A 15,345-nucleotide genomic window follows, 5' to 3' on the forward strand; every position below is an offset into this window, starting at 1 on the left:
GTTTACGCCTCCATTAACAATAATTCTGGGTCGTTCAATAACTTTTTGATGTGATTTAATGCATGCTGAGCAGTGGCCCCGTCAATAATACGGTGATCAAAGCTAAGTGATAATGCCAGAACTGGAGCGGCGATAATTTCCCCGTCGCGAACAATTGCTTTTTCGGCAATGCGTCCAATCCCTAGAATGGCAACTTCTGGATGATTGATTACAGGTGTGAACCATTGACCGCCTGCGGAACCGATATTCGTGATGGAGCAAGAAGCGCCTTTCATTTCATTGGAAGCCAACTTACCATCACGAGCTTTCGCAGCTAATTCATTAATTTCTTGTGAAATAGCAAAAGTTGATTTTCGATCTGCATCTTTTACAACTGGAACTAACAGACCTTTTTCTGTATCTGCCGCAATTCCGATATTGTAATAGTGTTTATGGATAATCTCACTTGTTTCATCATCAAATGATGTATTAAGCATAGGAAATTCACGTAATGCACTAGTTAAGGCTTTAACAACATAAGGTAGGAATGTAAGCTTGATTCCTTTTTCTGCAGCAATATCCTTGAATTTCTTACGATGGGCAACTAGCATCGTCACATCAATTTCATCCATTAATGTAACATGAGGAGCCGTCTGTTTCGACTTAACCATTGCCTTGGCAATCGCTTTTCTCATGCCGCTCATTTTTTCGCGCGTTTCAGGGTATTGCCCTTCTGGAATTGCCACTTTCGTATTATCTTCTTTCGTATCCGAATCTATTTGTTGTGAAGCATCATCACTTTGACGAGCTGGTTCTTTTGAAGCGGATGTGCCATTTTTGAAAGCATCTATATCTTCTTTCATGACGCGGCCATTATCTCCTGAGCCAGTAATCTCGCGAATATTTACCCCTTGTTCCCGTGCATACTTTCTAACAGAAGGCATGGCAATGATACGTCGTGTAGGATCTGCTTCAACCTGTGGCTGAGATCCCGCCTTTGGTTGAGCTCCTGCGCCCGTTTCTTCACTATTTTCCTGAACCGGTGCAGCTTCTTTATTGACTTTCTGTCCGCCTTCAGCAGTAGCTTGAACCTGAGCTTCAGTATCTTTATCACCTTCTGCTTTCGCTTCTTCCCCATGATCCCCTTTAAACTGAAGATCTTCATACCCAGGAGCATCAAAAGTGACAAGTACATCTCCGACTACAGCCACCGTTCCTTCTTGAACAAGAATTTCTTCAACGGTACCTTTCACCGGTGATGGAATTTCGACTACAGCTTTATCGTTCTGAACTTCACAAAGTACGTCATCTTCTTGAATCGTATCTCCTGGTTTAACAAACCATTTTACTATTTCACCTTCGTGTATACCTTCTCCGATATCAGGGAGTCTAAATTGGAATGCCACTGAATTCAACCTCCTATATTAAATCATACTTAGGGCTTTGAATAAAGCCCTTTGTCATGTATTTCTACTAATGAGAAAGACTCTCCAAAGCCTTTACTTTCATTCTTCTCATTAAAAGTAATTAGAATTTCAACACTTTTGTCGCTGTTTCGATAATATCTTTATAATTTGGAAGCCATACCGTTTCAGCCTGAGAAAATGGGAAAACTGTATCGGCAGCCGTCACTCGTAAAACGGGAGCATCCAGACTTAAAATAGCACGTTCGTTAATTTCTGCTACAACATGTGCTGCTACACCAGCTTGTTTTTGGGCTTCTTGAACGACAATGGCCCGTCCCGTTTTTTCAACAGAGGCAATAATCGTATCAATATCCAATGGAGAAACAGTACGAAGGTCGACCACTTCTACCGAATGTCCTTCTTTAGCCAATTCTTCCGCAGCCTTGATGGATTCCTGCACCATCGCACCATACGTAATAATGGATAAGTCCGTTCCTTCTCGTTTTACATCTGCTTTTCCTAATGGAATCGTATATTCTTCCTCAGGAACTTCCTGACGGAAAGAGCGATATAATTTCATGTGTTCAAGGAAGATGACAGGATCGTTGTCGCGAATTGCTGAAATCAACAAACCTTTTGCATCGTATGGAGTGGAAGGAATAACTACCTTTAATCCAGGTTGCTGAGCCATTAATCCTTCTAGACTATCCGCATGCATTTCTGGAGTATGAACTCCACCGCCAAATGGAGAACGAATGGTAACCGGTGCATTGTAGCGACCGCCTGAACGGTAACGCATACGAGCAAGCTGTCCACTGACTGAATCCATTACTTCATAAATGAATCCAAAGAATTGTAATTCAGGAACAGGGCGGAAACCTTGTAAGGAAAGACCGACTGTCAATCCACCGATGCCTGATTCTGCAAGGGGTGTATCGAAAACACGTTCTTCACCGAACTCTTTTTGAAGATTTTCAGTCGCCCGGAACACTCCTCCATTAACGCCGACATCTTCTCCAAAAACGAGTACATTCTCATCATTTTTAAGTTCTGTACGTAATGCATCTGTAATTGCTTGAATCATCGTCAATTGAGCCATGGCTTACTTCGACTCCTTTTCTTTATAAATTTCATATTGTTCTTTTAGGTTGTAAGGCATTTCTTCAAACATGATTGAAATAAGGTCTGTCACTTTTTGTTTTGGTTCTGCGTCAGCCTTTTTGATTGCTTCTTTTATATCTTCTTTTGCTTTCTCTATCGTTTCATTCTCTAATTCTTCATTCCAAAGCTCTTTATTTTCCAAGAACTTCCGAAGTCTAACAAGTGGATCCTTTTGTTCCCACTCATTATCCAAATCCGTTGTCCGGTAACGCGTTGGATCATCCCCAGCCATAGTGTGAGGTCCATAACGGTAAGTCAAGGTTTCAATCAGTGTTGGGCCTTCTCCATTTATGGCGCGCTCACGTGCTTCTTTCACTGCAGTATAAACCGCTAATGCGTCCATGCCGTCTACCTGAATGCCTGGAATACCAGCAGCCACCCCTTTTTGGGCCAATGTTTTAGCTGCAGACTGCTTATCGACAGGTGTTGAGATTGCAAACCTATTATTTTGTACAATGAATATAGCTGGCGCTTTAAATGCTCCGGCAAAGTTGATTCCTTCATAGAAATCCCCTTGTGAAGTTCCTCCATCGCCCGTATATGTTATCGCGACAGCTTTTTTACCACGCTTCTTAAGACCAAGTGCTACGCCGGCAGCTTGAATATATTGGGCGCCGATAATGATCTGTGGTGAAAGGACATTCACATCTTCCGGTATTTGATTCCCTTTAAAATGTCCTCTTGAGAATAAGAAAGCTTGCCAAAGTGGCAGGCCATGCCAAACGATTTGTGGAACATCACGATACCCTGGAAGAATGAAGTCCTCTTTCTCCAAAGCAAATTGAGAAGCTATCTGAGAGGCCTCCTGCCCTGCGGTAGGCGCATAAAAACCTAATCTTCCTTGTCTGTTAAGGGAAATAGAACGTTGATCCAATATCCGTGTATATACCATACGGCGCATCAATTCCTGTAATTGTTCATTACTTAAGTCAGGCATTGCCGCTTCGTTCACGACTTCTCCCTCTTCATTTAAGATTTGAAACATTTCAAATTGTTCTTCAACTTTTTTCAGCTGGTCTTGAACATTAATTTTAGCCTGTTTAGTTTTCTGAGCCATTTGGCACCTCATCCTTTCATTAAAAAGGTTAGTAATTATTATTCTATAAAGCAAAATGATTTGTCTTATAGTTTCTTCAAGAACTTATTGTTTTATTTTCCCCTTAAGAATAATCTCTCAAACAAGGGAATCGTATTTATGTCTTAATCTTAAGCTGTACCAATAAAATAATCAAGAAATATGATACAAGAACTTTGGTAAATTTAGTGTACAAGATGAATTAACATCAAGTCAATCACTTATACTTCCCTACATTCAAAATTTTATTAGTTTTATTTTCCACTAATCGACCCTCTGTTATAGTTTTCATTATACATCTGTACTATAAGCTTTGCCACTTTTAGCTCCCGTAAGGTGCCAAAGGATAGTATTTCGCTTCAACTCCTATTCCTAAAGAATCAATCATGACCTTTATCTAAAGGCATTTCCAACTTTTGAATAGTATTGTAAGAAAACTTTATATGCTTTCAATCGTCTCAACTGTTAGAATTTCTTTATTTATTTTCCCTTAGTACAGGTCAGTAAATATTTTCGTTGAGTTTTTTCACTTTTTAACGGAAATCTGATCATTTTATTTTCTTACCCAAACGCACATAAGGCTATGAGCAATGCCCATAGCCTTATTCCTCTTCTTTAATCTTTGTCAGAGTCCGTTTTTTTTATGCCTGCCGTTTCATAAAAGCTATCTTTTTCTTGATTATATTTTGTTGTTACTGCATTGAATTTCTCATTGGCTTTCACAACTTTTTCATATGTTGTATTAATTTTATCAATTTGACTTTGGAGTTCATCCATTTTTAAATCCTCTTTTTTGAATAGTTCATATAGTTGCTTATCATTCGCTAAGCTTTGTTGATAGGTTTTGTATACGTCCTCATATTTTTCATATCGTTCATTCATTGTCTTTTCCATTTTGACAGCTTCTTTTTTTACCTTTTGATCTTCAATTTTATCAGTTTGCCCTTCCATTTTGTCGAATTGCTTTTTCGAGGCATCCATACTATCTTTTTCTTTTTCAATTAACTCTTCTCGTTTTTCGATATTTTTTAATGCTTCGTCGGAAAGTTCCACGATTTGGTCATACTCTTTCATCCCGAGTTTGATGATCTTTTCATATATTTCTTTTTCTTCTTTTTCCAAATCATTTAAAGGCTCTTGTTTCTCTGTAAAATTACTTTCTTTCTCAACTGTCTTGTCTAGAATTTTAACGACTCTTTCCTCAGGTGAACCGCTATTCATACATCCGGTCATCATTATGACAGAAACTAACAAAACGACGTATAGACGATAAAGCTTCAAAACTAACACTCCCTCTGATCCTTCTATTAGGATGTTTTTAAGAAATTCCCACATCTGAATTTAATAGCAGTCACTACACGCGTTCCACTACCGAAAACAGGATATTTTTCAAGTCTGGGTTAGAGCCTACACGATTCAACCCCTACCGCATAGGCTGTATTAAACCATTTCAAATCAAGATGGTTGAATCCCAAAATATAAAACGGAGGTATAATTATGTATTATGGAGGTTACACCCAAGATTGTTGTTATCCAGTATCCGCTGCACCAAGTTATGGTTATGGAGGTTACGGCGGTGGCGGTGGCGGTTGTGGTTTCGGCGGCGGCTTCGCTTTAATCGTAGTCTTATTCATACTACTGATCATTGTCGGCGCATGCTTATGCTAAACAGATAATCACCCTCTCCCTTTACCCAAAATATCATCTAAATACCCTTATTAAAGAAAATTATAAATGAAAATGAAAAAGAAACAGACTATAATGCCGTAAATAATATAATGATAGGGATGGTCCTTCTTCCCTATCATTGTCTCTTATATTAACTTCCGAGCATATTTTTGTTAAAATAATCCCATACATATATTTATGAAACTTAGTGGGGTGAAAGAACTTGTTTACAATGGATGATTTTGTTGAAGAAGACAATCCAATATTAAGGAAAGTGGCTGAAGAAGTTCTACTACCTGCTTCTGAAGAGGACAAAAAGGTCTTGGCCGACTTAATGGAGTATGTACAAAATAGCCAGGATACTGAAATCGCTTTGAAATATGGTTTGAGGGCAGGAATTGGTTTGGCCGCACCACAGGTGAATATATCCAAACGCATGATCGCCGTACATCTTAAAAATGAAAAAGGCGAATTAATTAGCTATGCTCTATTCAACCCAAAACTCGTAAGCCATTCCATTGAAAGGTCCTATCTTACCGCCGGCGAAGGCTGCCTCTCCGTTAATCGGCCCATTTCTGGTTATGTACCTCGTTATGCCCGTATAAAGGTATCAGGTACAAACATAGAAGGAGAAGATGTTCAGCTCCGGTTAAAAGGTTTGGCCTCCATCTGCTTCCAACATGAAATCGATCATTTAAATGGCATTATGTTTTATGATCACATCAATCATGATGATCCTTTCAACGTCCCAGAAACTTACATTCCAATTGAAAGATGAGTTTCATCCCAGTAAAGGCAGCAAAGACCCCCACTGTTTATATAAGTGGGGGTCTTTGCTACCTGCCTTACATTAAATCAATTCAAGTTCTTTTAGCCCATGGAGGATGCCGTCCTTATCGACGTCCGTTGTCACGTAATCAGCTTCCTGTTTGACTAGCTGTCCTGCGTTGCCCATAGCCACTCCATACCCCACAGCTTTAAGCATTTCTATATCATTTAAGCCATCTCCAAATGCATATACATCCTCTAGGTCAAATCCGACCTTTTTCATCAAAGTCTTTATCCCTTCAGCCTTTGAACCCCCAAAAGGCAAAACATCCGTTGAATAGGTATGCCATCTAATAAAGTTAAATTTATCGTACATACCCACGTACTCCGATTCTTCATCCTCAGAGCAAAATAATAAGGCTTGATAAATGTCATTATTTTCATAAAAATCCGCCTGATGCCCCGGATGTGGGAATTTTAGAGTGCTCAAGGCTTCTTCAATCCGATTATGATACGGAACGCTTGATTGCATCGTTTCCTCATTCATGAATACGATAGGCACTTCATTTTCCTCCGCAGCCTTATGCAGCCTTCTGATTTCAGATAGATTCAACGGGTTCTTATAGATGACTTCCCCTTCAAAAACGACATATTGTCCATTAAAACTAACGAATGTATCGATACCAAGTTCTTCTCTTAAGTCTTCAAACATGAATGGTGCACGTCCCGTCGCAATGGCTACGAAGACTCCGCTATCCTGCAGTTGCTTCACTGCTTTCTTTGTTGAAGCCGGTAATTTTTTTTCATGATCCAGTAATGTTCCATCAATATCAAAGAATACGATTTTCACTGACTATTCACTTCCAATTCATTCAGTTTACCTTTTTTTAATATGTACCCATTTAATAATTGTCATTAAAATAAGTCAAGTAACTCCTTTTCAAAACACCACATTTATCCAGGTTTTTCATTCGTGGTTCAGCATATATTATATATGAGACATCTAAATCCCCCTTCGCCCTCTCCCAAGATAACCAAGCATATGGTAGAAATGACGGTCTTTTTTTCATAAATAAGCCTTTTACCTGTAAAGACGTATTTACTTTATTGAATAATCCTATACAATAATAACTAAGGGAGCGTGATCGCCATGTTAAAGAAGCTTCGTAAAAAGCTTGTAAAACAATGGAATGATCTTCTAAGAAAAAAATCAATCGCATGATGCCATTTTCATTCTGCCAATGGCCGTCATCCATTTGCGAGATTTTTTTGTACAGCCCTTCAAAAACTTGCGGAGGGCTTCTTCCTTGTTGTACAGTTCTTATTAAGCCTACTTTGAAAGATTACATGTACATACTATAATATCCATATCTTTGCACAGGTTCACACATCGGTGATCCCCTTTCTTTTAGCAAGAAACCGATTTCACCAAGCATTGATTGAAGGATTATTTTTTAAATACATAGATGTTCCTTTTAAAGAGGCCCATTCCGGAACATTTCTTTATCCAATTAAGTTTTACATGTAGTAAAAACGGAAAGGATAAAGGATAGAGGTCGGTTAAACTACGAATTCAGCTATTTATTTTTATATACTATTCCGTATTGGTATAATAAGTTAAATAAAAACCCCTCTTCCAAAAGGTAAGTTGGGTTTGTTTTTCCATGATGTTGAAAAACATGTAAAAATTGTTGTTTTTATATATAATGAAAAAAGCAATGTAAACAAGTGAGGAGAGATTAAAATGGTTTTTAAGGTATACTATCAAGTAACCATATCTGAGGTTCCCATCAGGGAGAATACGCAAACGATGTATGTGGAAGGTGAATCCGTCCGCGACGTCCGTTTAAAGCTAAAGGAAAAACCTTATAACGTAGAGTTAGTAGCACCAGTAGCTGGCGCATATTTGGAATACGAAAAACAAAGTGAAGATTTTAAAGTATTGGAGCTAGGATAATTTATGAAATTTGTGAAAAACGATCAAACTGCTGTATTCGCCTTGGGCGGTTTAGGCGAAATCGGTAAGAACACATATGCTGTTCAATTCCAAGATGAGATCATCGTCATCGATGCGGGAATTAAATTCCCGGAAGACGAACTCCTCGGAATAGACTATGTGATACCAGATTACAGCTATTTAGAAAAAAATGTAGATAAAATTAAAGGTGTCTTCATCACACATGGTCATGAAGATCACATTGGCGGAATTCCATATTTACTAAGAAAAGTGAATGTCCCTGTATACGGCGGCAAGCTGGCACTTGGACTACTTCGCAATAAATTGGAAGAACATGGTCTATTACGCCAGACAACGATGATTGAAATCAGTGAAGATGAAGTCATCAAATTCCGGAAGACTTCTGTCTCTTTCTTCCGTACGACTCACAGTATCCCGGATTCTTACGGAATCGTGGTTAAAACTCCTCCTGGACAAATTGTCCATACTGGTGATTTCAAATTCGACTTTACACCTGTAGGAGAACCGGCCAATTTGACAAAAATGGCCGAAATCGGAAAAGAAGGCGTATTGTGCTTACTATCCGACAGCACGAATAGTGAAGTGCAGAACTTTACGATGTCAGAGAGCCGCGTAGGCGATACGATTCAAGATATCTTCCGTAAAGTAGATGGTCGAATCATCTTTGCAACCTTTGCATCCAATATCCATCGCCTTCAACAAGTCGTTGAAGCAGCTGTTGAAAATGGCCGTAAAATTGCCGTCTTTGGACGTAGTATGGATTCAGCTATCGCTATCGGTCAAGAACTTGGTTATATCGTTGCACCTAAAGATACATTTATCGATGTACAGCAATTGAACCGGATGCCTGCAAACAAGGTGACCATCCTTTGTACAGGTAGCCAAGGTGAACCAATGGCAGCTCTTTCAAGAATTGCAAACGGAACTCACCGTCAAATTCAAATTATACCTGGAGATACTGTCGTTTTCTCTTCTTCACCAATTCCAGGTAACACGATCAGCGTATCAAGAACCATTAACCAATTATATCGTGCGGGCGCAGATGTCATTTCCGGTCCATTGAATAATATTCATACTTCCGGTCATGGCGGTCAACAGGAACAAAAATTAATGCTTCGTTTAATCAAGCCAAAATTCTTCATGCCGATTCATGGTGAATACCGTATGCAAAAACTTCATGCAGGTCATGCAATGGATTGCGGTGTACCTGAGGAAAATTGCTTTATCATGGATAATGGTGAGGTACTTTCATTAAGTGAAAATACGGCTCAAATCGCCGGGAAAATCCCTTCTGGATCGGTTTATATCGATGGAAGCGGCATCGGCGATATCGGGAACATCGTTTTACGTGACCGTAGAATCCTTTCCGAAGAAGGACTTGTTGTTGTCGTTGTCAGCATCAATATGAAGGAATTCAAAATCGCTTCCGGTCCGGATATCATTTCACGTGGTTTCGTTTACATGAGAGAATCTGGAGACCTGATCAATGATGCTCAGTCCCTCATCACCAAGCACCTGAATAAAGTGATGGAGCGCAAGACCACTCAATGGTCTGAAATCAAAAATGAGATTACAGATACTCTATCACCATTCTTATATGAAAAAACAAAACGCCGCCCGATGATCCTTCCGATCATCATGGAGGTACAATAATTAAGAAACCCCAGCCGAATGGCTGGGGTTTTTTTTAGTTTAAAGGAAAGGAGGACCTGCAGAAATCGGCAGGTCCTCCTTTTTTTAATCGACGATTTTCTTTTCAAACCGATTGATGTCAGAATCGGCTCCAATGACTATCAAGATATCCCCTTTATGGATCAAATCATTGGCCTGGGGCGAAACATTAATTTCATTTTCTCTTTTAATCCCGACAATATTCAACCCGTAGTGGGCCCGGATGTCTAGATCGAATATCGATTTTCCGTTCATCTTTTGGCTTGCCACGATTTCCACAATGGAATGTTCATCGGAAAGCTCAAGATAATCCAGGATGTTATTAGAACCGATGTTATGGGCAATACGCCTTCCCATATCCCGTTCTGGATGAACCACGAAATCCGCTCCAATCTTTCGGAGCACTTTCTCATGATAGTCATTCTGGGCCTTGACCGTAACATTGCTGACACCCAGTTCTTTAAGCATGAGGGTCGTTAAAATGCTTGCCTGAATATTTTCCCCAATAGCGACAATGACGTGTTCAAAATTCCGGATACCGATATTTCTAAGTACGTTTTCATCAGTCGTATCTCCAACGACGGCATGCGAAGCTATTCTGGCATATTCATTAACGCGGTCTTCATCCACATCGATGGCTAGCACACCCATTCCCTCTTCTGCCAAGGTCCTAACAATACTGCCGCCAAAACGGCCAAGCCCTATCACTGCAAATTCCTTTTTCACAGTAAGCCCTCCAAACTCTTCCATTCGTCTTACAGGATATATCATCATTTACCATGGTCATACCCTCTACTGTTATGCTCTTTTACCTTTATACGTTATATACTTTGCTAAATGATCGATGGCAAGTTGAATGGCTTTCTCATCGGGCATTAACTTGGCATGATGCAACCCATAATCGGATGCTACACCAAGCCAGAACATGAAGCCCGGAATCTCCTTCAACATATAACCGAAGTCTTCCCCCGTCATCGCTTCTGTACAGCGATGCAATTGAACCTCTGATGATTGTTCGGTGAAATCCATGAATTCACTGGTCAACTTCTCATCATTATATACTTGATGATACATGCAGCCATAGTCTATTGTCGTTTTACACTCATATCCTACTTTAATGCCCTCTACAAGGGCTTCGATCCGTGACTTAACCTTAACCATCGTTTCAGGGTCCAGGGTCCTTATAGTGCCTTCTAAACGAGCCTTCTCCGCAATGATATTTTGAACGGTTCCTCCCGTAATCTTTCCAATGGTGATTACCGCTGAATCCAATGGGTTCACATTACGGGAAACAATGGTTTGCAATTGTCCCACAAGTGAACAGGCAGTGATGACCATATCATTAGTATTGTGCGGATAGGCTGCATGTCCACCCTTGCCTTCCAGATCGATGAATAGTTCAGATGTATTTGCAAATAAAAGCCCCTCTTTAACCGCAATCGTCCCAACCGGGTATTCAGGTGCCACATGGAGAGCAAGTATCATGTCAGGCTTCCATTTTTTCATAGTCTCGGATTTCAACATCGGTTCAGCCCCGCCAGGCCCTTCCTCAGCCGGTTGAAAAATGAATACTAAGTCATCATCGATTGGATATTCAACAAAATGTGTCAGTAGACCGAGGCCTATGCTCATGTGGAAATCATGTCCACACGCATGCATATAGTCGTCATGTGTAGAGGCAAATGGCAATCCTGTCTCTTCTATAATTGGCAAACCATCGATATCAGCTCGGTAGCCAATTACCTTATTGGGATTATTTCCTTTGATTTTCACGAAGATCCCTGTTTTCCAAGTTTCGACTTCCATTCGTTCTGAAGCCAAGTTCATTATGTATGTAAGCAAATATTGTTGCGTCTTGAATTCTTGAAAACCTATTTCCGGTATTTGATGTAAATCGCGCCGTATCGTAACAAACGGGCTCTGTTCCATATTTTTTCACTCCCTATACAGAAAGCGTGGATATAGGTATCCACGCTCTTGAACATATTTCAGGTTGGAATTAAAGTTGACGAAGCTCTTGCATGATTTCAGTTTTTGATTTTGTTTTTTCATCTATTTGTTTAATGACTTTAGCCGGTATACCAGCAGCCACTGAGTATGGAGGGACATCTTTCGTGACGATGGCTCCTGCCGCAACAACTGAACCTTTCCCGATTGTAACGCCTTCCAGAACGACTGCGTTAGCACCAATTAACACATCATCTTCCAACACGACAGGTTTTGCTGAAGGTGGCTCAATGACACCAGCAAGGACAGCTCCAGCCCCCACATGACAGTTTTTGCCCACTGTTGCACGTCCTCCAAGAGTTGCATTCATGTCGATCATTGTACCTTCACCAATAACAGAACCGATATTGATTGATGCTCCCATCATGATAACCGCATTGTCACCAATTGAAACTTGGTCACGAATCACTGCACCTGGCTCGATGCGGGCCTTGATGCCTTTTAAATCTAATAGTGGTATAGCAGAATTGCGACGATCATTTTCAATCACATAATCTTCAATCTTCGATCCAGCTGTTTCGATAGCCGTTTCAATTTCAGACCACTCACCGAATACAACGCCGGTGTTGCCTGTAATGAAAGTTTTAGCAGCAGGGCCAAAATCTACGCCATCTAATTCACCTTTGACATATACCTTTACTGGTGTTGACTTTTTACTATTGGAGATAAAAGAAATAATTTCATTTGCATCCATTTTGTTCATGCTCGGTAAAACCTCCTAATTATGTATCGTTACTCGTTTTAAATTTAACAGACAACAGCTTACAAGACAAGGAATGAATATCTTTTTATAAATGGTTTTTACTAGCGTGACACCATCTTTCGAAGACTCACAACATGCCTTGATCACGTATATGTTCTTTGACCACTTCCGTGAAGGCTTGTACCTGTTTAAGCTGAAAAGCAGATTCATATCCACAAAGCCATGTATCCCGTTCGATTGAATGGTTTTGTCCATCCAAGAGGGGAATCTTAAAGATATTCGTGTCTTTATCATGTAAAGTGATGGCAGGTAGGATCGCATAGCCAATCCCATTGAATACCATTTGCTTACATGTTTCAATTTGATCGACGACTATCGTATTTTTAGGGGTGGTCTTGAATTGACGATGCCACCAATCCTGTATTTCCTGATAATAATTCGAATCACTTTTAAACTGGATAAAAGGGCGATCCGTTTCGAATACCTGGTCCAGTTCCTTCATCTCTGTGTCCACCAGGTAAAGCATATCCGTAAACAAATGCTGTTTTACGCCTTTCCAATCTGGTGCCCCACGGATGATGCCGATATGTACCTGCCCCTCATATAAGGACTTTAAAATTTCACTGCTCCAGCCAGTGATTAAAGAAATTTTGGCATAGGGATATTTTTGTACGAACTTTTTCAAAACTTGTGGTAACCAGTTCTGTCCGACTATTGAAGCACAAGCAATTTTCAAGGTACCATATACTTCATGATCCATTGCCTGGATACTTTCCCTCACCGTTTCTTCCTTGGCCAATATATCATTAGCCAATCGAATGACCGCTTCACCAGCAGGTGTCAAGGAAAGCCCTTTTTGCGAACGCAGGAACAACTTTGATCCCCAATCCTTCTCTATTGTTTGCAGACGTTGTGAAAGCGCAGGCTGGGAAACGAATAAACGCTCCGCAGCTTTCCTCATATTCATCTCCTGGGCCAAAACGGATAATAAATGATATTCTGAAAAAGACATACACACCAACCTCTTGATAATTAATTCTTATCACATTGATTCATTTTATATAAATTTAATTATCAACAAAGATCACCTATATTACAAGAGAAAAGAAATGGAATGATACTCATGATGATGTTTTATTGCTCATCATCGGGTTTGCGGCGTCTAGAGTGCCATGATCTAAATTCTCGAAAGAACCCCCCCACCCAACAGTTCAAATTCATTTTACATGGCGTGACCAACGCCTCAGTGATTCATCTTGTCACTCGTGTAGGCATGACCTTGAGCATCCAAAAAAAGAGGCAACCCATGTGTAGATTGCCTCTTCTTTCTAACTATTCAGTTCCCTTTTCCCTTCTCTTTAGTCTTGTCAGAGTCACTAGACTGATAACGGCAAAAAGTAGGACGATGAGATAAATGGTGTGCAGGGACGTCGTAAGTCCTTCCTGTAATACCTCTACTACATCTTTAGGCAGCATAGCACGCTCTTCACTATCCAATAATTTATTGGCTGTGTCAATCGTCACTTTTGATTCAACTGCTGCATGTTCATTCAAATAGGCTTGCAGCCTTGTATTCATGACTCCCCCGAGTAAAGCGGCTCCCACAGTATTCCCAAGATTCCGCATGAACATATTCGAGGCAGTTGCAATCCCCCGGCGTTCCCAACTGACCGTCTTTTGTATGACGACGATGAAAGATGTCGATGTCAAACCCATCCCCACCCCAACAAAGAAAGATCCCATTGCTGCAATAAGTGGACCAGCTTCTGGCTTCATCAAAACTAAAATCGCGCTTCCAAGAATCAAAGAAACCCCACCAAGGAGTGATGTAGCCTTAAACCCTATTTTTAACAAGAGTCTACCAGCAAAAACCGAAGCAATTGGCCAACCAATGGACATGGCAGTCAGTGTAAAACCTGCAACTGTCGGTGAGCGTTCCATTACCCCTTGAACAAACGTTGGAAGGAAACTCGACAACCCAATCATCATCACCCCTGTTGTCAGGGAAACAAGGTTCGCTATTAAAATTGAGCGCTCTTTCCATATTTCAAATGGCATCATTGGCTCGGAAGCCCTTTTTTCCTGAACGATGAATAAAACAAACGAAACGACGGCAATTCCAACAAGTGAAATGGCTGGAGTAGAAGCCCAGGACCATTTTACTCCACCTTGGACAAGGACCACCATCAAGGTTGATATCGATAAAGTTAACAATGCCGCCCCTATATAGTCAATATCACGTTTTTTCTTTTCAATATTTTCATGAAGGAACATCCAGATTCCAACAAATGATAGTAAACCCAGGGGAATGTTGATCCAGAATACAAGTCTCCAAGAAAGAGACTCGACAATCAACCCGCCCAATGCCGGTCCCATGACAGCAGAAATACCCCATACGCTTGAGAGGTATCCTTGGATGCGGGCCCTCTCTTCATTCTTATAAATGTCCCCGACAATGGTTGAGGCTACTGGCGCGACCGCCCCGGCACCAAACCCCTGCAGAAATCGATAAAATATGAGCTCCGTCATCGAGTCAGCAAAGCCACATAGAACCGAACCAATCAGGAAGACGATAATGCCAAATAAAAGAACAGGCTTTCGACCGACTATGTCGGATAACTTTCCATATATCAAGACCGTCACGGCATTCATAAGTAAATAGCCGGAAAAAACCCAGCTATATAATGAAAAGCCACCCAGGTCACTGACAATGGCAGGCATGGCCGTCGACACAATGGTACCTTCAATTGCATTCATGAACATCGCCATCATGATCGCCGCAAGGATGAATGGCCGCTTTAATTTTAAGTTTTGACCGTTCGAAGTATTTATTGCTTGTACCAAGTTACGCATCCTCTCAACTAATATGATATCTATGGTTAACCCATTTTTAGTGATTTATGTAGAATAAGAAAACTCGCCACTTGGC

At 40.5% G+C, this 15,345-nt stretch carries 14 protein-coding genes; 4 read left to right on the forward strand and 10 right to left on the reverse strand.

Annotated elements, in window-relative coordinates; all coding sequences use genetic code 11:
• Positions 1-2: 2 nt before the first annotated feature.
• The 4 genes from ACQKL0_RS05045 to ACQKL0_RS05060 all read right to left on the reverse strand — a co-directional run bounded on the left by ACQKL0_RS05045 (position 3) and on the right by ACQKL0_RS05060 (position 4,902).
• Positions 3-1,385: a dihydrolipoamide acetyltransferase family protein gene (locus ACQKL0_RS05045; RefSeq protein ID WP_402956139.1), complete on the reverse strand. Its 1,383-nt coding sequence runs from the start codon at positions 1,383-1,385 to the stop codon at positions 3-5.
• A 121-nt stretch (positions 1,386-1,506) separates the two neighbouring features.
• Positions 1,507-2,484 carry an alpha-ketoacid dehydrogenase subunit beta gene (locus ACQKL0_RS05050; RefSeq protein WP_402956137.1) on the reverse strand — a complete coding sequence of 326 codons (978 nt, stop codon included), beginning with the start codon at positions 2,482-2,484 and terminating at the stop codon, positions 1,507-1,509.
• 3 nt (positions 2,485-2,487) lie between these two features.
• Positions 2,488-3,603 carry a pyruvate dehydrogenase (acetyl-transferring) E1 component subunit alpha gene (pdhA, locus tag ACQKL0_RS05055; RefSeq protein ID WP_402956135.1) on the reverse strand — a complete coding sequence of 372 codons (1,116 nt, stop codon included), beginning with the start codon at positions 3,601-3,603 and terminating at the stop codon, positions 2,488-2,490.
• Between the two features lie 633 nt (positions 3,604-4,236).
• Positions 4,237-4,902 (reverse strand): YkyA family protein, encoded by a 666-nt coding sequence (locus tag ACQKL0_RS05060; RefSeq protein ID WP_427686501.1) that lies wholly within the window; start codon positions 4,900-4,902, stop codon positions 4,237-4,239.
• A gap of 216 nt (positions 4,903-5,118) precedes the next feature.
• Between ACQKL0_RS05060 and ACQKL0_RS05065 the strand changes: the two genes are divergently transcribed.
• Together ACQKL0_RS05065 and def are read left to right on the forward strand one after the other, a co-directional pair.
• Positions 5,119-5,289, forward strand: a complete 171-nt coding sequence (locus ACQKL0_RS05065) for a YjcZ family sporulation protein (protein WP_402956130.1) — start codon at positions 5,119-5,121, stop codon at positions 5,287-5,289.
• 223 nt (positions 5,290-5,512) lie between these two features.
• Positions 5,513-6,067, forward strand: a complete 555-nt coding sequence (def, locus tag ACQKL0_RS05070; RefSeq protein WP_427686502.1) for a peptide deformylase — start codon at positions 5,513-5,515, stop codon at positions 6,065-6,067.
• 72 nt (positions 6,068-6,139) lie between these two features.
• On the opposite strand, the gene ACQKL0_RS05075 is transcribed toward def, so the two are convergent.
• On the reverse strand, positions 6,140-6,907 hold the full coding sequence (locus tag ACQKL0_RS05075) for a Cof-type HAD-IIB family hydrolase (RefSeq protein ID WP_402868042.1): 768 nt from the start codon (positions 6,905-6,907) through the stop codon (positions 6,140-6,142).
• Between the two features lie 894 nt (positions 6,908-7,801).
• Between ACQKL0_RS05075 and ACQKL0_RS05080 the strand changes: the two genes are divergently transcribed.
• Together ACQKL0_RS05080 and rnjA are read left to right on the forward strand one after the other, a co-directional pair.
• Positions 7,802-8,014: a DNA-dependent RNA polymerase subunit epsilon gene (locus tag ACQKL0_RS05080; protein WP_402868040.1), complete on the forward strand. Its 213-nt coding sequence runs from the start codon at positions 7,802-7,804 to the stop codon at positions 8,012-8,014.
• A gap of 3 nt (positions 8,015-8,017) precedes the next feature.
• Complete coding sequence (gene rnjA, locus ACQKL0_RS05085) at positions 8,018-9,688, forward strand: ribonuclease J1 (protein WP_402868038.1); 1,671 nt, start codon at positions 8,018-8,020, stop codon at positions 9,686-9,688.
• 84 nt (positions 9,689-9,772) lie between these two features.
• On the opposite strand, the gene ACQKL0_RS05090 is transcribed toward rnjA, so the two are convergent.
• The 5 genes from ACQKL0_RS05090 to ACQKL0_RS05110 all read right to left on the reverse strand — a co-directional run bounded on the left by ACQKL0_RS05090 (position 9,773) and on the right by ACQKL0_RS05110 (position 15,293).
• Positions 9,773-10,432 carry a potassium channel family protein gene (locus ACQKL0_RS05090; RefSeq protein WP_402868561.1) on the reverse strand — a complete coding sequence of 220 codons (660 nt, stop codon included), beginning with the start codon at positions 10,430-10,432 and terminating at the stop codon, positions 9,773-9,775.
• A 72-nt stretch (positions 10,433-10,504) separates the two neighbouring features.
• Complete coding sequence (locus ACQKL0_RS05095; protein WP_427686504.1) at positions 10,505-11,635, reverse strand: N-acetyldiaminopimelate deacetylase; 1,131 nt, start codon at positions 11,633-11,635, stop codon at positions 10,505-10,507.
• Positions 11,636-11,705: 70 nt separating this feature from the next.
• Positions 11,706-12,416: a 2,3,4,5-tetrahydropyridine-2,6-dicarboxylate N-acetyltransferase gene (gene dapD, locus ACQKL0_RS05100; protein WP_402868035.1), complete on the reverse strand. Its 711-nt coding sequence runs from the start codon at positions 12,414-12,416 to the stop codon at positions 11,706-11,708.
• Between the two features lie 127 nt (positions 12,417-12,543).
• The gene (locus ACQKL0_RS05105; protein WP_402868033.1) at positions 12,544-13,428 is read right to left on the reverse strand and encodes a LysR family transcriptional regulator; all 885 of its coding nucleotides are present in this window, start codon (positions 13,426-13,428) and stop codon (positions 12,544-12,546) included.
• A 320-nt stretch (positions 13,429-13,748) separates the two neighbouring features.
• Positions 13,749-15,293 carry an MDR family MFS transporter gene (locus ACQKL0_RS05110; protein ID WP_402988018.1) on the reverse strand — a complete coding sequence of 515 codons (1,545 nt, stop codon included), beginning with the start codon at positions 15,291-15,293 and terminating at the stop codon, positions 13,749-13,751.
• Between the last annotated feature and the right edge of the window lie 52 nt (positions 15,294-15,345).

It is taken from the genome of Peribacillus sp. NPDC097264, assembly GCF_050277925.1.
GTDB lineage: Bacteria > Bacillota > Bacilli > Bacillales > DSM-1321 > Peribacillus.

What these genes read in the sequence shown, in the direction of transcription:
- ACQKL0_RS05095 (WP_427686504.1), bottom strand. Translation starts at nt 11,635, where the DNA reads ATGGAACAGAGCCCGTTTGTTACGATACGGCGCGATTTACATCAAATA.
- dapD (WP_402868035.1), bottom strand. Translation starts at nt 12,416, where the DNA reads ATGAACAAAATGGATGCAAATGAAATTATTTCTTTTATCTCCAATAGT.
- ACQKL0_RS05105 (WP_402868033.1), bottom strand. Translation starts at nt 13,428, where the DNA reads ATGTCTTTTTCAGAATATCATTTATTATCCGTTTTGGCCCAGGAGATG.
- ACQKL0_RS05065 (WP_402956130.1), top strand. Translation starts at nt 5,119, where the DNA reads ATGTATTATGGAGGTTACACCCAAGATTGTTGTTATCCAGTATCCGCT.
- rnjA (WP_402868038.1), top strand. Translation starts at nt 8,018, where the DNA reads ATGAAATTTGTGAAAAACGATCAAACTGCTGTATTCGCCTTGGGCGGT.
- ACQKL0_RS05080 (WP_402868040.1), top strand. Translation starts at nt 7,802, where the DNA reads ATGGTTTTTAAGGTATACTATCAAGTAACCATATCTGAGGTTCCCATC.
- pdhA (WP_402956135.1), bottom strand. Translation starts at nt 3,603, where the DNA reads ATGGCTCAGAAAACTAAACAGGCTAAAATTAATGTTCAAGACCAGCTG.
- ACQKL0_RS05050 (WP_402956137.1), bottom strand. Translation starts at nt 2,484, where the DNA reads ATGGCTCAATTGACGATGATTCAAGCAATTACAGATGCATTACGTACA.